The organism is Proteus sp. FME41, from assembly GCF_014897315.1.
GTDB lineage: Bacteria > Pseudomonadota > Gammaproteobacteria > Enterobacterales > Enterobacteriaceae > Proteus.
In genome coordinates this window covers 118,912-138,929 of the sequence record NZ_JABUYL010000010.1, presented here as the reverse complement: position 1 = coordinate 138,929, position 20,018 = coordinate 118,912, and the positions used below count along the sequence as shown (strand labels likewise).

Annotated in this window: 19 protein-coding genes; 14 read left to right on the top strand and 5 right to left on the bottom strand. The window is 39.8% G+C overall.

The window, feature by feature from the left end:
- Positions 1–24: 24 nt before the first annotated feature.
- Positions 25–573 carry a GNAT family N-acetyltransferase gene (locus tag INT04_RS11105; RefSeq protein ID WP_193016198.1) on the top strand — a complete coding sequence of 183 codons (549 nt, stop codon included), beginning with the start codon at positions 25–27 and terminating at the stop codon, positions 571–573.
- An 80-nt stretch (positions 574–653) separates the two neighbouring features.
- Here INT04_RS11105 and mnmC read toward each other — a convergent pair whose 3' ends face one another.
- Positions 654–2,705, bottom strand: a complete 2,052-nt coding sequence (gene mnmC, locus INT04_RS11100) for a bifunctional tRNA (5-methylaminomethyl-2-thiouridine)(34)-methyltransferase MnmD/FAD-dependent 5-carboxymethylaminomethyl-2-thiouridine(34) oxidoreductase MnmC (protein ID WP_193016197.1) — start codon at positions 2,703–2,705, stop codon at positions 654–656.
- 205 nt (positions 2,706–2,910) lie between these two features.
- On the opposite strand from mnmC, the gene fabB reads away from it, so the two are divergent.
- Positions 2,911–4,122: a beta-ketoacyl-ACP synthase I gene (gene fabB / locus INT04_RS11095; RefSeq protein ID WP_193016196.1), complete on the top strand. Its 1,212-nt coding sequence runs from the start codon at positions 2,911–2,913 to the stop codon at positions 4,120–4,122.
- Between the two features lie 563 nt (positions 4,123–4,685).
- On the opposite strand, the gene INT04_RS11090 is transcribed toward fabB, so the two are convergent.
- Positions 4,686–5,606 carry a DMT family transporter gene (locus tag INT04_RS11090; RefSeq protein WP_193016195.1) on the bottom strand — a complete coding sequence of 307 codons (921 nt, stop codon included), beginning with the start codon at positions 5,604–5,606 and terminating at the stop codon, positions 4,686–4,688.
- A 121-nt stretch (positions 5,607–5,727) separates the two neighbouring features.
- On the opposite strand from INT04_RS11090, the gene INT04_RS11085 reads away from it, so the two are divergent.
- The 11 genes from INT04_RS11085 (at position 5,728) to INT04_RS11035 (ending at position 16,461) form a co-directional block, all read left to right on the top strand.
- A complete protein-coding gene (locus INT04_RS11085; RefSeq protein WP_193016194.1) occupies positions 5,728–6,510 on the top strand; it encodes an AraC family transcriptional regulator in 783 nt (260 codons plus the stop codon).
- A gap of 149 nt (positions 6,511–6,659) precedes the next feature.
- Positions 6,660–7,802, top strand: coding sequence for a 4-phosphoerythronate dehydrogenase PdxB (gene pdxB / locus INT04_RS11080; protein WP_193016193.1), 1,143 nt, complete (start codon positions 6,660–6,662; stop codon positions 7,800–7,802).
- A 45-nt stretch (positions 7,803–7,847) separates the two neighbouring features.
- A complete protein-coding gene (locus INT04_RS11075) occupies positions 7,848–8,858 on the top strand; it encodes an aspartate-semialdehyde dehydrogenase (RefSeq protein ID WP_193016192.1) in 1,011 nt (336 codons plus the stop codon).
- Positions 8,858–9,742, top strand: coding sequence for a tRNA pseudouridine(38-40) synthase TruA (gene truA, locus INT04_RS11070; protein WP_226894072.1), 885 nt, complete (start codon positions 8,858–8,860; stop codon positions 9,740–9,742). Before INT04_RS11075 ends, truA begins: the two co-directional genes overlap by 1 nt.
- Before the next feature lie 24 nt (positions 9,743–9,766).
- Positions 9,767–10,468: a DedA family protein gene (locus tag INT04_RS11065; protein WP_193016191.1), complete on the top strand. Its 702-nt coding sequence runs from the start codon at positions 9,767–9,769 to the stop codon at positions 10,466–10,468.
- A gap of 169 nt (positions 10,469–10,637) precedes the next feature.
- Positions 10,638–11,600: an acetyl-CoA carboxylase, carboxyltransferase subunit beta gene (gene accD, locus INT04_RS11060; protein WP_193016190.1), complete on the top strand. Its 963-nt coding sequence runs from the start codon at positions 10,638–10,640 to the stop codon at positions 11,598–11,600.
- Positions 11,593–12,891, top strand: coding sequence for a bifunctional tetrahydrofolate synthase/dihydrofolate synthase (gene folC, locus INT04_RS11055; protein WP_193016189.1), 1,299 nt, complete (start codon positions 11,593–11,595; stop codon positions 12,889–12,891). The genes accD and folC overlap by 8 nt, the downstream gene beginning before the upstream one ends.
- Positions 12,881–13,537, top strand: a complete 657-nt coding sequence (gene dedD / locus INT04_RS11050) for a cell division protein DedD (protein WP_193016188.1) — start codon at positions 12,881–12,883, stop codon at positions 13,535–13,537. The genes folC and dedD overlap by 11 nt, the downstream gene beginning before the upstream one ends.
- Positions 13,538–13,722: 185 nt before the next feature.
- A complete protein-coding gene (cvpA, locus tag INT04_RS11045) occupies positions 13,723–14,214 on the top strand; it encodes a colicin V production protein (RefSeq protein WP_193016223.1) in 492 nt (163 codons plus the stop codon).
- 30 nt (positions 14,215–14,244) lie between these two features.
- Positions 14,245–15,762: an amidophosphoribosyltransferase gene (gene purF / locus INT04_RS11040; RefSeq protein WP_193016187.1), complete on the top strand. Its 1,518-nt coding sequence runs from the start codon at positions 14,245–14,247 to the stop codon at positions 15,760–15,762.
- A gap of 117 nt (positions 15,763–15,879) precedes the next feature.
- Positions 15,880–16,461 carry a UbiX family flavin prenyltransferase gene (locus tag INT04_RS11035; RefSeq protein WP_193016186.1) on the top strand — a complete coding sequence of 194 codons (582 nt, stop codon included), beginning with the start codon at positions 15,880–15,882 and terminating at the stop codon, positions 16,459–16,461.
- 146 nt (positions 16,462–16,607) lie between these two features.
- On the opposite strand, the gene INT04_RS11030 is transcribed toward INT04_RS11035, so the two are convergent.
- Complete coding sequence (locus INT04_RS11030; RefSeq protein ID WP_193016185.1) at positions 16,608–17,513, bottom strand: TIGR01777 family oxidoreductase; 906 nt, start codon at positions 17,511–17,513, stop codon at positions 16,608–16,610.
- Positions 17,514–17,579: 66 nt separating this feature from the next.
- A complete protein-coding gene (locus INT04_RS11025; RefSeq protein WP_193016184.1) occupies positions 17,580–18,194 on the bottom strand; it encodes a glutathione binding-like protein in 615 nt (204 codons plus the stop codon).
- A 198-nt stretch (positions 18,195–18,392) separates the two neighbouring features.
- Here INT04_RS11025 and yfcD point away from each other — a divergent pair, with 198 nt between their 5' ends.
- On the top strand, positions 18,393–18,935 hold the full coding sequence (gene yfcD, locus INT04_RS11020) for an NUDIX hydrolase YfcD (RefSeq protein ID WP_193016183.1): 543 nt from the start codon (positions 18,393–18,395) through the stop codon (positions 18,933–18,935).
- Here the strand turns inward: yfcD and INT04_RS11015 are convergent.
- On the bottom strand, positions 18,932–19,978 hold the full coding sequence (locus INT04_RS11015) for a LacI family DNA-binding transcriptional regulator (protein WP_193016182.1): 1,047 nt from the start codon (positions 19,976–19,978) through the stop codon (positions 18,932–18,934). The two genes, yfcD and INT04_RS11015, sit on opposite strands and share 4 nt — an antisense overlap.
- Positions 19,979–20,018 lie beyond the last annotated feature (40 nt).

Genomic DNA, 20,018 nt, shown 5'->3' with positions numbered 1-20,018 from the left:
CAAAATACTGAGCTGGAAATGGATATGACAACCATGCAAAAAAAAATAAAAAACAACGAGATTACGCTTCGCCAAACACAAATTAATGATGCCATTAAATTACCTGCGATTGAGCAATCTGCGGGGCAACTTTTTAGCACTTTAGATGATTTAAGTTGGATAAGTGAAAGCGGCGTACAAAGTGTTGAAAAACATTTAGAGTTTATTAACCAACAAGGGCATTGGGTAGCGGTTAATAGTGATAACGAACCAGTGGGTTTTATCATGACGACACCTTTACCGGAAAGCTTATTTATTCATGAACTCTCAGTGAGTCAAGATTGGCAAAATAGAGGAATTGGCAAGTTACTTATTCAAAAAGTTAAAGATGAAGCAAAAGCACATCAATTTAGCACTGTCACATTAACCACTTTTCGCCATGTTCCTTGGAATGCACCGTATTATCAGCGTTTAGGCTTTTCTATTTTACCAGAAAACGAAATTTCTCATTCTTTGCAAGAAATCTTAAACGATGAAGTGGAAAGAGGGGGATTTGTGAAAGAGACGCGTTGTGCAATGAAGTGTGAGGTTTGATGATTTATATCTAAATAAAGCAACCAATCTAGGTTGCTTAACATCTATTTTTTAAATATGAAAAGAGATAGTCTAAAGAATTAGGCAACCACTTCAATCGGTTTTCCACGTAGTAATGGCCTTACCCAAAAACGATTAGGATGTAAGGCATTTAACACATTATCTTCAACAGGAAAGGGTTCATCAAAAATTTGACTAGCAAGGATTTCGGCTGATAGCGGTGCTGAGCATAACCCACGAGAGCCTAATGCACTGATAATATAGAGTTGATGATAAGCTGGTGCCAAAGCAGGGATCTGCCTTCTACGTTTAAATCTATCCAAATGTGTATAGGCTACCCGTAAATTTTCAAAATCAGGGACTTCACCTAATAATGGTAGATGATCACGTATCGTGCAACGAATACCAACTCGTGCATTATTTTGGCTAAAATCAACATCCAGGCACCAAGGCGCTTTGGCTAAACAATGTGTCAGGTGATATTGATTATCTTCTTGCTCTTGTGTTGAAACGGTTAAATCTAGCCTATCTCTGCGAAAACTCGCGCCAACACAATGTAAATTATCTTGATTATCAACAGGCGTAAAATAGCCATCATAACAAAGTACCGTTTTTAATTTTGCTAGTGTCTTTGTTGTTGGAATATGGCTAACTTGGCCTCTGACTGCACTAATAGGTAACTTAGCACTTTGAGTAAAATCGGTAATACGATGGCCATTCGCTAAAATCACACAATCATGTTGAGATTGAAACTGTCTAGTCTGCTGCTCATTATGATGCACAATATCTAAATTCCAAAATGTGTCTTGCGCTTTTATTTGAGTAACTTGATGGTTAAATCGTAGTATTAAACCCAATTGTTGAGCATGTTTTAGTGCTCGAGTGGTTAATTCAGTGGGAGAGAGCCAGCCCGCTTGCGGATAAAAAAGCCCTTCATAGTTAACGTCTAATCCACAAAGAGTATTTATCTCATCTTGAGAAAGATAATGAGCCATTTCGCTAAAAGGCACAGAGTGTTGGATGATACGTTCTGCTTTTTTACGTACTCTGTCGTTATAAATAAGCTGAGCAACACCAGACCACTGATGAGAGAAAGTAATACCAGCTTGGCTTAGATTGTCATAAGTACGTCGAGCAAATAGGAAAGCGGTTGTAAAAAATTGCTCTATTTCGTCTGACTTACCATTTAACAAAGGATATAACACACCTTGCCGATTACCTGATGCATTTGTTGCGGGCCGTTTATCTTCGCAATATAAGGTGACGCTGGCGCCTCGTCTTAAACAGGAAAGTGCGGTAAAAGTGCTGGCAATACCGCCACCTATAATAGCGATATTTTGTGCTTGTGTTGCACAAGGTCTTGCATAATAAGGGAGAAATGCTGATGATGGGGAATGAGGAAATGTTCCTATTAGCATCTCTCTCTTTTGACCAAATCCTTTGACTTTTTTTACTTCAAACCCTGCACTTTGCAAGCCTCTCTTTACAGCGCCCGCCACGGTAAATGTCGCAAAAGTGCCATTTTCTCTCATTGAATCCGCCATCGATTGAAAGAGTGTTTCACTCCACATTTGTGGGTTTTTAGAGGGGGCAAAGCCATCAAGAAACCATGCATCCACTTTATTGTGCAGTACTTGGCGAGTTTGTGGTAACAAGGTATTGATATCACCAAACCATAAATCCAGTGTAATTGCTCCATCAGCAAGAATAATGCGATGACAACCCGCGATAGGCAATGGCCATTGAGAACACAGTGTTTTTGAATATTTTTCGAGTTCAGGCCAATGGGAATGTGCTGACTGTAAGTCGTTTCTTGTGAGGGGAAATTTTTCAAAACTGACATAATGGAGACGTTTTAAATGTGCGTTAGGTGATGTGTGTCTAAATTGCTCGAACGCTTGCCATAGCGTTAAAAAATTAAGCCCAGTACCAAACCCTGTTTCTGCAATAACACACTCAGAGCGTACATGTGTACCAAAACGTAATGGAAAATGATTACCATGCAAGAACACATGTCGAGTTTCTTCTAGACCATCTTGGTTTGAAAAGTAAATATCGCCAAATTGTTCTGAGATAGGGGTACCAAGTTCATTCCAACTTAAAGATGCAGTGCTGATTACGCTATTATTCACGGAACTGCCTGTATTTCTCGGGAAAATTATTTAATATTTTAGCGCCGTTAGAGGGGATGTGCCACCCTTTAAAGGGAAAGTGTTTTATCAGCTTATCTGCATTTTTGTAAAAAAGTTCCTGATCGGACTTGTTCAGCGTACAACTGTACGCTAGAGTGCTACTCAGAAATCCCGCAGCTACAACTATTATTGTAAAGAGGTATGAATGAAGCGCGCAGTGATCACGGGTCTGGGTATTGTTTCGAGCATTGGTAATAACCAGAAAGAAGTGCTGGATTCTTTAAAGGAAGGCCGTTCCGGGATAACTTTCTCAGAAGAATTTAAAGAGATGGGGCTTCGTAGCCACATTTGGGGCAACGTTAAGCTTGATACTGAAGGTCTTATTGACCGTAAAATCCGCCGTTTTATGAGCGACGCATCGGTTTATGCCTATTTATCTATGCAAGAAGCGATAGCAGATTCAGGTCTGAGTGAAGACCAAGTTTCTAATATTCGTTCTGGTTTAGTGGTAGGGTCTGGTGGTGGTTCTCCACGTAACCAAGTTCAAGGTTCTGATGGTATGAGAGCAAAAGGTCTACGTGGCGTAGGTCCTTATATGGTTACTCGTGCAATGGCATCAGGTGTTTCAGCGTGTTTAGCAACACCGTTTAAAATTAAAGGTGTTAACTACTCAATCAGTTCTGCATGTTCAACATCAGCACACTGTATTGGTCACGCAGTTGAACTTATCCAATTAGGCAAACAAGATGTTGTGTTTGCAGGTGGTGGTGAAGAGTTAAGTTGGGAGATGACCTGCGAATTTGACGCAATGGGTGCACTTTCAACAAAATACAACGAAACGCCAGCTAAAGCCTCACGTACTTACGATAAAAACCGTGATGGTTTTGTTATCGCAGGGGGTGGCGGTATTGTGGTTGTTGAAGAATTAGAGCACGCATTAGCACGTGGTGCACATATCTATGCTGAAGTTGTTGGTTATGGTGCAACTTCTGATGGTGCTGATATGGTTGCTCCATCAGGCGAAGGTGCTGTACGTTGTATGCAAATGGCAATGCAAGATGTTGAGAAAGTTGACTACATCAATACACACGGGACTTCAACACCAGTAGGTGACTTAAAAGAACTTGAAGCCATCGCAGAAGTATTTGGTACGCATACACCTGCTATTTCAGCAACAAAAGCGATGACAGGACACTCATTAGGCGCTGCAGGTGTGCACGAAGCCATTTATAGCTTACTAATGCTAGAACATAGTTTTATCGCACCAAGTATTAATATTGAAGAATTAGATGATAAAGCAGCGGGTATGAATATTATTACCCAACCAACAGAACAAACATTGAACACTGTTATGTCAAACAGTTTTGGTTTTGGTGGTACAAATGCTTCATTAGTGATGAGTAAATATAAAAAATAGTTAGATATACTTATATTTTTTTATTAAAAAGAGCAGGCTTCATTTTAATGGAGTCTGCTCTTTTATTTTAAAATCACTATGTAAATTAATTTATTAATCCAATAAAGATATTTTTCTAATAAAAATTATTAAAAAAAGATTATATAAATAACCTTTAAAAATACTTTACCTAATAGTTACCTATTTTATTATTCTAATTAAATAGACTGAATCTATTAACCTATTGTTTATGTGGGTAAAATTAAATTAACTTCATTTTATTTCAATCGTTTAATTTAATTGTAACTAAAATCATCAAATGTTTTGTTTTATATGGAGTTAGGTTAATAGAAAGGTTGAATAAGACAAAAAGTGCGATAAAAAATTGATCTGGGTTATTTTATTACAAATAAGTAGGAGCTATTTAATATAAAACTTGCTAATGTTTACCACGGATACTTGTATTACTTTATATTTTATACTTTGATTTCAATGTCGGTTTTATTGATTAAATCTAACATTATGAATGTGACCGGCTAAGAATTTAGCCGGCATTTTTTTATTATCATCTTTTTGACATTGACTCACATCTCCTGATGACAATCTGCTTTTTTTACCGCAGACTGGCGTCGGAAATTCAGAGGCGTTCTAAGTTGTTGCACTAAGAGCACGCCCAGTAACACAATACCACCACCCACTAAATGATAACTATGCATTTCTTCACCCAGAAGAGTGATAGCAATCATTGCTGTAAATAATGGCATCAAGTTCATAAAAATAGAGGTTGTGTTTGCACCTAACTTCATTACGCCTAAAATCCACAGATAAGGTGCAAGAATAGATGCGCCAATACCAGCAAAAATAACCAATCCAATATTATCTTCCGTCAGTGCAACGCTTTCAGCAAGAAAGAAATTTGGCAATAACAACAGAACACCAAACCCAATTTGAACATAAAGAGATTGCCAGTTAGGCAGTGCAATTGACCAGCGTTTTGTTAACACACCATAGAGCGCATATGACGCTGAAGCAATAAACATCATCAGTTCGCCATAACCCAAACCTTGAGAAAGTAGCTGAGAAGGTTCTCCACGGCTAATTAACCAAACCAAACCCGTTATTGAAAGTATTGTGCCAAGAACAATGCCTACAGTAGGCACTACACGTAAAATAAAAATACTGATAATTACAGTCAGTAATGGGATCAGTGAATTTAAAATTCCCATAAAGGTTGCGCTGACATAATGTGCGGCATAATAAGCTAAACTTTGGTACATGACCATTCCTAATGCACCAAGAATAAATAATTTCCACCAATATTGTTTGACGGTTTTACGATGATGCCAAACGGGCACAATTAAAAAAGGTGTCATAATTAAAAAGGCGAGGAACCAACGATAAAAAGAGATAGCCGCAGGATCAATAACAGACGCGGCTGCTTTATTGACGACGGCGTTAATGGACCAGATCAGTACCGCTAAAAGCGGAAAAATTGCGTTTTTCATTGTTCTCACATCTATTTTTAAACCAGAATGCTATTGTAAGCCTGTCTGATTAGATATATATAATGAAAACCAGACAACAGATAGGCCAATAAAGACAACATGACAAGAGAACAACATAAAGATGACAATTGAACAACAAAAAAGGCAATGGTTATTGTCTGATCCAGACACCGTTCGATTTCGTGATGAGCAGTTATTAGCAGAAACAGAGTTTGTTTATCATCAACATGATTTTGGTCAGTTGCTTTATGTGATTTCAGGTGTCATGGATTTAGAGGCAGGAGGACAGCGGTTTTTAGCGCCACCTGAATTTAGTGTATGGATACCTAAAAATGTGGGGCATGCTAGTTATAATAAAAAAACACTCTCATTTAAGGTGTTAGATATTGCACCAAGTTGGTGTGAGGGATTGTTAAATAAGCCGTGTTTAATTCAGTTAAGTGCTATTTTTTCAACCATATTTTCTGATTTTTTTCATCGAGGTGTATGTAAACCACAAACAGAAGAGGATTTTCGCTTAGCGCACGTTCTAATTGATCAACTTAAAGTTTCGCCAATTCATCATACCTATTTACCGTCTTCTAAAGATAAATTATTAGCTCCTATTTTGTCGGCATTAGAGCAAAATCCGTCTGATAATACCTCGTTAGAAGAGTGGGCTAAAAAACGTTATACCTCAGAAAGAACGTTATCTCGCCGTTGTCAGCAAGAACTAGGTATGTCTTTTAGCGAATGGCGAAAGCGCCTACGTTTTTTACATGCGATTTCTTTATTAGAACAAGGAAAAAGTGTGAATGAAATTGCTTTTGATGTGGGGTATAGCTCCTCATCTTCATTTATTGCGATGTTTCAACAATTTGCTGGCACAACACCGGAACGTTTTCGTCGATTACCGAATGGTTAAGCCTTCTTTTCATATATTTACTTAAAATCCAGGTGGATTTTACTGTCAATAATAGGCTTTGCTGTGAATAAGTGGCAAAATAGACCGCTTAATTTTGTTTTTCGATTGATTGCTTACACACATAAATACTAAATCAGTGAGATAACACCGTGAAAATTCTGGTTGATGAAAATATGCCTTATGCGGAACAACTTTTCCGCCAATTAGGTGAGGTAAAAGCGGTTTCTGGTCGCCCTTTACCTATTGATGAACTTAATAATTCTGACGCCTTAATGGTGAGATCAATTACTAAAGTCAATGAATCCTTATTATCAGGTAAGCCAGTGAAATTTGTCGGTACGGCAACTGCCGGTTTTGATCATGTCGATATTGCATGGTTAGAACAGCAACAAATTGGTTTTTCATCAGCCCCAGGTTGTAATGCTATCGCGGTTGTTGAATATGTATTTTCTGCACTGATGATGCTAGCAGAGCAAGATAGCTTTCAATTAACCGATAAAGTTGTCGGTATTGTTGGTGTGGGAAATGTGGGTGGTCGATTAGCGACACGCCTTCGCGCATTAGGTGTTAATGTTTTACTTTGCGATCCACCAAGAGCAGATAACGGTGATGATGAAGAGTTTCACCCATTGGAAACATTGCTAGAAAAAGCAGATATTCTAACTTTTCATACCCCCCTCAATAAATCAGGTCCATACAAAAGTTATCATTTAGTTAATGAGAGTAACCTCGAAAAATTGCCTGAAGGGCGTATTTTAATTAATGCGAGTCGTGGCGAGGTTGTTGATAATCAAGCATTATTGTCTGTACTTGAGAAAGGTAAATTCTTACGCGTTGTATTAGATGTTTGGGAGCCAGAACCTGATCTTTCTATTGAATTATTAAATAAAGTTGATATCGCAACACCGCATATTGCAGGTTATACCTTAGAAGGTAAGGCTCGTGGTACAACTCAAGTTTTTGAAGCGTATTGTGATTTTATTGGTCAGCCTCAAACAGTTGAATTATCAACATTGTTGCCTGCGCCTACGATTTCAACTATTTCAGTACAAGGTGAATTAACACAAACGTTATTAAAACAACTTATTCATCTTGTTTATGATGTGCGTCGTGATGATGCTCCATTACGAAAAGTGGCAGGAATAAAAGGGGAGTTTGATAAATTACGTAAATTTTATCCTGTACGCCGTGAGTGGTCTTCACTACACGTCATTTGTGACAATCAAACTACGGTTGACACATTAAATGCAATTGGCTTTAGTGCTACATATAAAAGTGCTACACACAAATAAAGCAAAATATTATTTTAAAAATTTTATGGTATTGGAGGATATCTTATGGGAGAAGGTTGGAATATTGCAGTTGTTGGTGCAACAGGCGCTGTTGGTGAAGCAATTTTAGAGCTATTACAAGAGCGTGAATTTCCCATTGGTGAACTGACGGCAATCGCGAGTGAAGACAGCATCGGAAAATCGGTGCGTGTAAATAGCAAAAGTGTTGCTGTTCAAGCTATTCACAATATTGAGTGGTCAGATATCCAATTAGCTTTTTTTGCCGCACCGGCAGAAATTAGTGCGCAATACGCACAACAAGCTGCTGATTCAGGCTGTATTGTCATTGATTGCAGTGGTGTTTTTGCTATGGATTGGGATGTGCCTTTAGTTGTTCCTAGCGTGAATAGTGCAATGTTAGCTGAATATCGAACTCGTAATATTGTTGCTATTGCTGACAGCATGGTAAGTCAATTATTAAGAGCTATTCACCCACTGACAGAATCCGCAGGTTTAACACGCATCAATGTGACTAATTTAATGTCAGTTTCTCGTTTTGGTAAACAAGCCGTTGATGAACTAGCAGGGCAAAGTGCTCGTTTACTTAATGGCGTTCCACCAGAATTAGGCCGTTTCAATAAACAACTGGCCTTTAATATTTTACCCCTAATGGTTGATGACGAAGGTTCAGTACAAGAAGAGCGTCGTATGGTTGACCAAATTCGTAAAATCTTACAAGACGACGGTTTACCTATTTCTGCGACAACACTGCAAGCTCCCGTTTTCTTTGGTAATGCGCAATCAGTGCAATTAGAAACTTCACGCCCGATGGGCAGTGATGAAGCACGTGAAATATTACAAGAAAATGAAGATCTTAATATCAGTAATGAAAATGATTTTCCAACTCAAGTCACTGATGCTTCTGGTAATATCAATTTAAACTTAGGCTGTTTCCGTAATGACTATGGTGTACCTGAAGCCTTACAATTTTGGTCAGTGGCAGATAACGTACGCTTTGGTGGTGCATTAATGGCAGTTGAAGTGGCAGAACAATTAATGCAGGAGCAGTTCTACTAATGAACGATGAAGTGAGTGCGGAAGTGATAGGACAACCTTTGGTGGATCCAGAGAGTGTTGCTGAAAGCACAACATTAAAGATTGCTTTAGGCATTGAATATGATGGTAGTCGCTATTATGGCTGGCAGCGTCAAAATGAAGTGCGTAGTGTACAAGAGCGATTAGAAAAAGCGTTATCTCAAGTTGCGAATGAACCTATATCGGTTTTTTGTGCTGGAAGAACCGATGCCGGTGTGCATGCAACGGGGCAAGTTGTTCATTTTGAAACAACCGCACACCGTAAAGATGCTGCATGGACAATGGGGGTTAATACCCATTTACCTGCAGATATTGCGGTACGTTGGGTAAAAACGGTTGCTGATGATTTCCACGCGCGTTTTAGTGCAACAGCAAGACGCTACCGCTATATCATCTTTAATCATCGTTATCGGCCCGCCATATTGTCATCAGGAGTCACCCATTTTCATTATCCTTTAGATGCTGAACGCATGCACCAAGCGGCCCAATGTTTACTGGGTGAGCATGATTTTACTTCTTTTAGAGCTGTTCAATGTCAGTCACGAACGCCGTGGCGTAACGTGATCCATGTGAATGTTTCTCGATACGGTGATTATGTGATGGTGGATATAAAAGCGAATGCTTTTGTACATCATATGGTGAGAAATATTGTTGGCAGCCTTTTAGAAATAGGGTGTGGCAATCAAGATATTACTTGGATGGCAGCGTTATTAGCCTTAAAAGACAGAACTAAAGCCGCAGCAACAGCTAAAGCGCATGGATTGTATCTGGTATCTGTGGATTATCCTGAGTATTTTGAATTACCTAAGCCTACGATGGGCCCACTATTTTTAGCGGATAACCCCATTGAGATATCTCAATCATAAAAACACCCAGTTCTCTGAGGATTTATGGAAATATTAACGCAATTTGTTGATTTAATAAAATTTTTAATTGATTTTATTTTACATATTGATGCGCATTTAGCTGAACTTGTTGCTCAATATGGTACGTGGGTTTATGCCATTTTGTTTCTGATTGTTTTTTGTGAAACGGGGCTGGTGGTTACGCCTTTTTTACCGGGAGATTCATTACTGTTTGTGGCGGGGGCTTTAGCGTCATTAGAGACCAATGATGTGAATGTTCATATTATTGTTTTACTGTTGCTTTGTGCTGCCATTTTAGGTGATGCAGTAAACTATTCTATTGGGCGACTTTTTGGCGAAAAGCTATTTAGTAAGCCTAATTCCCGTATTTTCCGTCGCGAATATCTAGATAAAACCCATGCTTTTTATGAAAAACATGGTGGCAAAGCGATTATTTTGGCAAGATTCGTGCCGATTATCCGAACTTTTGCGCCATTCGTTGCAGGAATGGGGAAAATGTCATATCGTCATTTTGCCTTTTATAATGTTACTGGGGCAATTGCATGGGTACTGTTATTTACTTACGCAGGATACTTTTTTGGTGACTTAGATATAGTTCAAAAGAACTTAAAATTGCTAATTGTTGCCATTATTGTTATTTCTATTTTACCGGGCGTCATTGAGATCATACGCCATCGCAGAGCGAGCGCAAAAACAAAGAAAGAAAGTGATAACAAAGAGGTTTGAGCAGTTATCATTAGTTTTTGCCGTAGAATAGCGGTAATAAAGAGATGCGCTGAAATTCAGTAAGCGGTATCATCATAAACTTTGCTAACCACACAGCCAGTGCATTGTGGTTGATACGCTCACAATAATTTTACTGGCGAAGGTCAGATTCAGACGAAAAGGTCCGTTAATGAGCTGGATTGAAAAAATTCTAAATAAAAGCACTATCACAAGTTCACGTAAAGCCAATATCCCAGAAGGGGTTTGGACTAAATGTGATAGCTGTGGGCAGGTACTCTATCGCGCAGAATTAGAGCGTAATTTAGAGGTTTGTCCTAAATGTGATCATCATATGCGCATTTCAGCGCGCCGTCGCCTTGAGACTTTCCTTGATACAGGAAGTACCACAGAATTAGGTAGTGAATTAGAACCTAAAGATATTCTGAAATTCCGCGACTCCAAAAAATACAAAGACAGAATTAGCGCTGCTCAAAAGCAAACGCAAGAAAAAGACGCTTTAATCGTCATGAAAGGAACATTGAAAAAGATGCCAATTGTTGCAGCATCTTTTGAGTTTGCATTTATGGGCGGTTCTATGGCGTCTGTTGTGGGGGCGCGTTTTGTCCGTGCTGTTGAACAAGCGCTAGAAGATAATTGCCCTCTGGTTTGCTTCTCTGCAAGTGGCGGTGCTCGTATGCAAGAAGCATTGATGTCATTAATGCAAATGGCGAAAACCAGTGCTGCATTAGCAAAAATGCAAGAGCGTGGTTTGCCTTACATTTCAGTGATGACTGACCCTACAATGGGCGGTGTTTCTGCAAGTTTAGCCATGTTAGGTGATATTAACGTTGCGGAGCCTAAAGCACTGATTGGTTTTGCCGGCCCTCGCGTTATTGAGCAAACTGTACGTGAAAAACTGCCAGCAGGTTTCCAGCGCAGTGAGTTTCTGTTAGAAAAAGGGGCGATTGATATGATTGTTCGTCGTCCAGAAATGCGTGATGAGCTAGCTGAATTACTGGCTAAGCTAACTCAGTATGATTTAGTAGAAGATGAAGTTGAAATCATCAGCGAAGAAATGATTGCTGATGAAATTGAATCTACAGATAATGAGCCAGAAATTAACATCGAAACGAATAAAAAAGAAGATGTCTAATATCATAACTGCTCCTAAAGCCACATCGCCTTTGTCGGTGTGGCTTTCTTATCTTGAACATTTGCATTCTAGCGCTATTGATATGGGGTTAGAACGTGTTGGCAAGGTAGGAAAAATAATCAATGTGTTACGTCCTGCACCTAAAATAATCACTGTTTCGGGTACGAACGGAAAAGGCACAACCTGTCATATGCTAGAGTCAATCTTGATAGCATCAGGATTGAACGTTGGCGTTTATAGCTCTCCTCATCTTGTTCGTTACACTGAACGCGTTCGTATTCAAGGTAAAGAACTTTCAGAAGCCGCTTTTTGTGAAGTATTCGCTGAAATTGAGCAAGCCAGAGGCGATATTTCGCTCACTTTTTTTGAATATGGCACACTTGCTGCATTGATGTTGTTTCAGCAAGCACAGCTTGATGTTGTTATTCTTGAGGTCGGATTAGGTGGCAGACTCGATGCCACGAATATCGTTGATGCAGATATTGCTGCTATTACAAGTATTGCACTTGATCATACTGATTGGTTAGGGGCGGATAGAGAGCATATTGGTCACGAGAAAGCAGGTATTTTTCGTGCTAACCGCTATGCGGTAGTGGGTGAACCCGATATGCCTCATTCCATTGCTCAAGTTGCTGATGAAAAACAGGCTAAGCTTTTTCGTCGCGGTGCTGACTGGTCTTTTACTCTTGATGGTGATCATTGGCATTGGCGTTGCGCGGACAGTGAATTTGACGCACTCCCTATCCCCAATATCCCGTTAGCAAATGCAGCAACAGCAATGGGTGTTATCCATTGTTTGCTAAAGGCTGATGATAAAGTTAGCCAAGCAATCACACATCAAAGTATTGTTGAGGGAATGTCTCGCGCACAATTGCCTGGTCGTTTTCAGGTAATTTCGCAACATCCGTTAGTTATCTTTGATGTTGCTCATAATCCACATGCTGCGGGATATTTGGCTGAAAAATTATCACAATTACCGCGTAAGTCTGATACCAAACTACGTATCGTTGTTGGTATGCTGGGTGATAAAGACATTGCAGGAACGTTAGCGTGTTTAACACCACTGGTTGATCATTGGTATCTTGCACCACTTAATGAATTTCGTGGTGCTTCAGCAGATGTATTAGCGCAGCATCTTGAAACTCCATCGGTATTTGATAGTGTTGAAAAAGCTTGGCAACAAGCCATATCTGATGCTAAACACAATGATATCGTTGTGGTGTGTGGATCATTTCATACAGTCGCACATGTGATGGAACTTTTGGAAAAGGAGAGTGTGGGTGGCGAGTAAATTTCAAAATCGCTTAGTCGGTGCCGTTGTTTTGGTGGCTGTAGGGGTTATATTTTTACCTGCATTGCTTGACGGCGATAAGAAATATAACGAAGACCAATTCGCCTCTATTCCGTTAGTCCCCAAACCGGGTGATGAGCAAGAAATTGAATCTATTGCACCTATAGAGCAAACTAGAACACCGTCTACACCATCTGAAGGGGCTTCTGAAGCAATGCTGTCTGAAGCCGTAACGGGTGTTGAACAACCTGTGGCTACCACACCAGAACCGCCAGTCGTTGTTCCTGTGACACCATCACCACAACCAACGTCTAGACCTACGCCAGAGCCTACACCCGTGACTCCAACGGTAGTGCCACCTGTACAACCACCTGCTCCACCAGCGCAAGAAACAAAACCACCGAAAGGTGAAGCTTGGGTTGTGCAGTTAGGGGCGTTGAAAAATGCAGCGAAGGTAGAAGAAATTATTGCGAAAATGCATTTCTCTGGTTATCCAGTATATACCGTACCTGCGCGTCCTGTTACAGGGCAAATGACACGTATTTATATTGGACCAAGTGCTTCTAAGTCTGAATTACAGGCTATTTTACCGCATTTAAAAGAGCTGACCGGCTTGCAAGGTGAGGTAAGGGCATATAAGCCTTAATTTTTTCTAGACAAGACATCAGATGAGTGATGTAACAAAGTGTTAACTTATTGCGGCGATTATGATTTTTCATATCGCCGTAAATTATTTTAAAATTAGCGAAAATTAGCATTACGCAAACGTTTTCGTTTTCTGTTAGAATGCTTCCGTATTAATGCGGAGCATCATTATTGGATAAAGAATTTATGGTCTGGATAGATTACGCCATCATTGCCATTATTGGTTTTTCCGCATTAGTCAGCCTGATCCGTGGCTTTGTTCGTGAAGCATTGTCACTCATCACCTGGGGTTGTGGCTTTTTTGTTGCTAGTCAGTTTTATCCTTATCTTGCCGTCTATTTTACTCGGTTTGAAGATGAGCTGGTTCGTAACGGGATTGCAATAGTCACTTTGTTTATTGCGACACTGATTGTCGGTGCTGTGGTTAATTATGTGATTAGCTCTCTTGTTCAACGCACAGGGTTATCAGGTACAGATCGAGTTTTGGGAGTCTGCTTCGGAGCGTTAAGAGGTGTACTGATTGTGTCGGCATTACTGTTTGCTTTAGGGGCATTTACCCCAATGGCAGATAGCGCTGATTGGCAACGTTCTGAACTTATTCCTCAATTCAACTATATTATTAGGTGGTTCTTTGACTACCTACAAAATGCGTCAAGTTTCGTGTCGGAGAGAATATAACCTCTCCGTCTGGCTGATGAGGATCTATTCATGTGCGGTATTGTCGGTATCGCTGGAGCTAATCCAGTAAACCAATCAATTTATGATGCGTTAACGGTGTTACAACACCGAGGTCAAGATGCAGCAGGCATTGCAACAATAGACGGTAACAATGGTTTCCGCCTTCGCAAAGCTAACGGACTGGTTAAAGATGTGTTTGAAACCCGTCATATGTTGCGCCTAAAAGGTACTATCGGGATAGGGCATGTCCGTTATCCAACAGCGGGTAGTTCTAGTGCATCAGAAGCACAGCCTTTTTATGTGAATTCACCTTTTGGTATTACGTTGGCGCATAATGGTAATTTAACCAATGCGCATTTATTACGTCGCCAATTATTTGAAACAGCGCGTCGCCATATCAATACCACCTCTGATTCTGAAATTTTGCTCAATGTATTGGCATATGAATTAGATCGTTTTGACCATTTTCCACTAGAGCCTGATAATATTTTTGCCGCAGTAGCTGCAATGCATAAAAAGTTACGTGGCGCTTATGCTTGTGTGGCTTTGATCATCAGTCATGGGTTATTAGCCTTTCGTGATCCCTTTGGTATTCGTCCATTAGTGCTAGGTAAACGGACATTAGAAGAGGGTCGCCATGAATATATGGTCGCATCTGAAAGTGTTGCGCTAGATACTTTAGGTTTTGAATTTTTGCGTGATGTAGCTCCCGGTGAGGCCGTTTATATCACAGAACAAGGGCAACTATTTACTCGCCAATGTGCAGAAAATCCACAATTAATGCCTTGCTTATTTGAATATGTTTATTTTGCCCGTCCTGACTCTTTTATCGATAGAATTTCAGTTTATAACGCTCGCTTACGTATGGGACAAAAACTAGGGGCGAAAATTGCGAAAGAGTGGGAAGATTTGCATATTGATGTGGTTATTCCTATTCCTGAAACTTCGTGTGATATCGCGTTAGAAATTGCACACATTCTCAATAAGCCGTATCGTCAAGGTTTTGTAAAAAACCGCTATGTAGGCCGTACTTTTATTATGCCTGGACAACAAGAGCGTCGTAAATCAGTCAGACGTAAACTGAATGCCAATCGTGCAGAGTTTCGTGATAAAAATGTTTTGCTGATTGATGACTCTATTGTTCGTGGTACCACCTCAGAGCAAATTGTAGAATTAGCAAGAGAAGCGGGTGCTAAAAAAGTCTATTTTGCTTCTGCTGCACCTGAAGTTCGCTTCCCGAATGTGTATGGTATTGATATGCCAAATGCTAATGAGCTTATCGCACATGGTCGTGAAGTGGATGAAATTCGCAAATTGATTGGTGCTGATGGTTTAATTTTCCAAGAATTGACCGATTTGATTGCAGCAGTTCAAGAAGAAAATCCAGATATTAGCCAGTTTGAATGTTCTGTTTTTGATGGCGTTTATATTACAAAAGATATTGATCAAGACTATTTAAATTATTTAGAAAATCTACGCCAAGATGATGAACATAAAATTCGTGATCAAAATGAAATAGAAAACTTGGAAATCTATAACGAAGGCTAGTTTTTCGGTAAGATAGCCTCTATAAAGCGTCGATGCTAGCGTGTGCTGCATCGACGCTTGTTTTTTGAGGGTTAATCATCATAATGATTAACAAAGATATATATTCTGAGGATTATAATGAAAAAGCTGATAGTCGGGCTAACGGGTGCAAGTGGCGCAATTTACGGTATACGTTTATTAGAAATATTGAAACCGGTGTCATCAGTTGAAACACATTTAGTGATTAGCCAAGCTGCGCGCCGTACTATTTCATTAGAAACAGATTATTCGCTAAAAGATATTCAGGCGTTGGCAGATGTAATTTATGACGATCGTGATATTGGCGCGTCTATCTCTTCAGGATCGTTTCGCGTCAATGGAATGGTGGTTTTACCTTGCTCAATCAAAACCCTGTCAGGCATTGTCCATAGTTATACCGATACCTTAGTCACTCGAGCAGCAGATGTTGTGTTAAAAGAAGGGCGTAAATTGGTGTTATGTGTACGCGAAACACCACTGCATTTAGGCCATTTACGATTAATGACACAAGCGTCTGAATTAGGTGCTGTGATTATGCCACCTGTACCCGCATTCTATTTTCAGCCTAAAACGATTGATGATATTGTCAATCAAACGGTTAACCGCGTGCTTGATCAATTTGATATTGATTTACCCAATGATCTATTTGAACGATGGGGCGGGGATAAGCCTGCTCGGTAAATATATTCGTCATACTTCTTACCCGTCATACTTCAAGTTATAGCGTTGTTGACAGTGTTCACTTGTCGCCTAGCTATATCTTGAATTATTTAGAGTATCTATTTGGTAGAATATCTATTCCAACCCATTGAGAATAGAAAAAGAGATTATTTTCCTGTGGTTATAATATCTTTTAATGCTTCTTCCAAATGTGGGTAACGAAACTCAAAGCCAGCACTGAGTAATTTTTCAGGAATAGCTTGTTGCCCGCCTAGCACTAATGCTGCACTTTCTCCCATGATTAAACGTAATATACTTTCGGGTACTGTCATTAACGCAGGGCGATTAAAGGCTTTACCTAAGAGGCGAGTAAATTCCTTATTTTGTACAGGATTGGGTGCAGTCAGATTAAATGCCCCTTTAGCATCATTATGATTAAGCAAGAAAACAATAGCGCTGACCATATCATCAATATGTATCCACGGCATATATTGCTTTCCACTTCCTAGCTTGCCGCCTAATCCTAATTTAAATGGTTTACTCATTTTAGGCAGTGCGCCACCTAATGTAGAGAGCACAATACCTGTGCGCAATAAACAAACTCGCGTTAATGGTGTTTGAGCTTCAAGGGCTATGCGCTCCCATTTAGCACATAGTTCATGTGCAAATTCAGGATTGGCAGGTGTTTCTTCGGTGACACGAGTATCACCTTGATCACCATAAAATCCCACTGCTGAGCCAGAAATAAAAACCGCAGGAGGAGAGTCACTGGCTTTAATTAAATCAACCAATTTCTGGGTTAAATGACAACGGCTATTAACGAGCTTCTGCTTTTGAGAAGGTGTCCAACGGTTATCAGCAATCGGTTCTCCAGCAAGATTAATAATGGCATCAAACTCATTAAGATTTTGTTTATCATTGAGTTGAGTCCAACAGGTGATTTCATTACAAAAATGCGAATAGACTTTTTGAGGCGAACGAGAAAGCACCGTAATATCATTATTATTTAGTGCAAGTTCACACACTAATGCTTTGCCAATTAGTCCTGTACCACCAGTGATAAGTATTTTCATCACAATCCTCCTGATCATCTTGCCTAATAAAGAATAAATATCATCCTGATATAGTCGTTGATTCTATCAACCAAAAAGTTTTTTAGCCGCAGGGCGCTGGTTAATGGTGCTTAACCATTTTTTTACTGCGGGGTAATTTGCCAAATCAATATTGTGGTGATCGTGAAGTCGTGCCCAAGTGTATGTGGCAATATCCGCAATACTGTAGGCTTGCCCACCAAGGTAAGGTGAATGCGCTAATCTTTGTTCTAATACGCGGTATAAACGTTGTGTCTCTTCTGTATAACGTTGAATAGCATAAGGGACTTTTTCACAAGCATAACGGGTAAAGTGATGATTTTGTCCTAGCATTGGGCCAAAGCCCCCCACTTGCCAAAATAACCATTGTAATTGCGTCGTTTTTTCTCGTACATGTTGACTGAGTAATTGACCACTTTTTTCAGCTAGATAGATAAGAATAGCACCAGATTCAAAAATAGAGATAGGTTCACCATTATCTGCCGGTGTGTTATCAACAATGGCTGGAATTTTATTATTAGGTGAAATGGCTAAAAATTCAGGCTTAAATTGATCGCCTTTACTAATATCAATGCGATGTAACTGATAAGGTAAGCCTGTTTCTTCAAGGAAAAGCGTTATTTTTTGGCCATTTGGGGTATCTGCATAATATAAATCAATCATTGAAAGCTCCAAAATAAAGTAGGCACTATACACTGCGTCTTTTCATAGTCTGCCTTCTAACACCATAAAAAGCAAAAAAGCGCAAGATGGATAAGACAAGTCACGTATGATTATTGTAGTGGTGAAAAATAGTGATTTTGGTATATTCAGGATAAAAATTACGATCGTTTAGTATCGGTTAAAAAAGGTTTGTTGAGGATGGAACAAGAAAAGACGGCATTGGTTGAGTGGGTGGATATTGTTGATGATAAAAATGAAGTCGTTGCACAAGCAACACGTCAACAAATGCGAGCTGAAAACCTACGACATAGAGCAACTTATATTGTTGTTCATGACGGTATGGGAAAAATTTTGGCACAACGTAGAACAGAAATAAAAGATTTTTATCCCGGTTGGTTAGATGCCACTGCGGGAGGCGTTGTTCAGCAAGGTGAAAATTTACTGGAAAGCGCACGCCGTGAAGCAGAAGAAGAGTTAGGTATTGCTGGCGTCCCTTTTGCAGAACACGGTCAATTTTATTATGACGACAAAAGTTGTCGCGTTTGGGGAAGCTTATTTAGCTGTGTTTCTCACGGCCCTTTTGCGCTGCAAGCAGAAGAAATTGAGGAAGTGTGTTGGCTGACTCCCTCTGAAATTACAGAGCGCTGTGATGAGTTCACGCCAGATTCACTAAAAGCGCTTTCGCTTTGGTTAACTCGTAATAACAGTACACGCTTAGAAGCCCGAGAAACGGCAGATTAAGGAGTACTTTTTCCTATTTCAAAGCGATAAGCATAGTTGATAACGGTATCTTCGAATATAGCGTTATCATCTTCGTCTTTTAAGCGTTGTAAAAGGGCTATCAGATGTTTTCCAGCCTCTTTTCCCATTTTGTGATAATCAAAACGAGTAGAGGTGAGAGAGGGAGATATCTGATTACTATTATCAGAACCTTCTAAACAGGCAATTGCCAGATCTTGTGGGATCTTAATTAATCGTCTCTGACATTCAAAAATCATTCCGAGTGCAATGCTCTCATGGCTGCAAATCACGGCATCTAATTCAGGTTGACGTAATAAAATCTCTGTTAAAGCTTGTCTACCATAAGCCATAGACGCGGGATCGGGCGTTGTAACGCTTTGTTCAGCATTTAAATAATTTTTAAGTAAAGCCCGTGACCAGCCTGTAATTTGCTGGTGGTGCAAGCGTTGACCTTGTAAAGCGCCAATATAACCAATACAACGTTTCCCTTGGATCACTAAATGGCTGGTTAAATCATATGCGGCTTGCTCATAAGAGCAATCAATGCTAATGGCCGCCTGTTCATCGGATTGGCTAGCAACACTGACAACGGGTACATTGGCATTACTAATATGTAAAAAGTGAGTAGGGCTGAGTTGTGAGCCAAAGACAACCAATGCGGCAGGGTTGCTTTGCAATAGCATATTAATCACATCACTGGCTTTATGGGGTTGGTGTTCATAACAACCAACCAAAATTTGATATTGATGGCGATTGAGTATTTGCTGTAAAGATTGCATAAAATCAGCACTGGCTCTATCTGTAAAAGAGGGCAACAGTACGGCAATAATATGGCTTTGAGCAGAAGCTAAAGCCCCCGCAGAGGCATTAGGAATATAGCCTAATTCTTCTACGGCTTGATTTACTTTTTCTCTTAATTTATCAGAAACCAACTCAGGGGTTCGCAATGCACGAGAAACGGTCATTGAACCCACTCCTGCATGTTTAGCGACATCTTGTAATGTGACGCGACCTGTATTTCGGCGCTTACGTGTTTTGATCATGTGTGATTATATTTACTTAGCCTATTTTATTAACCGCAGA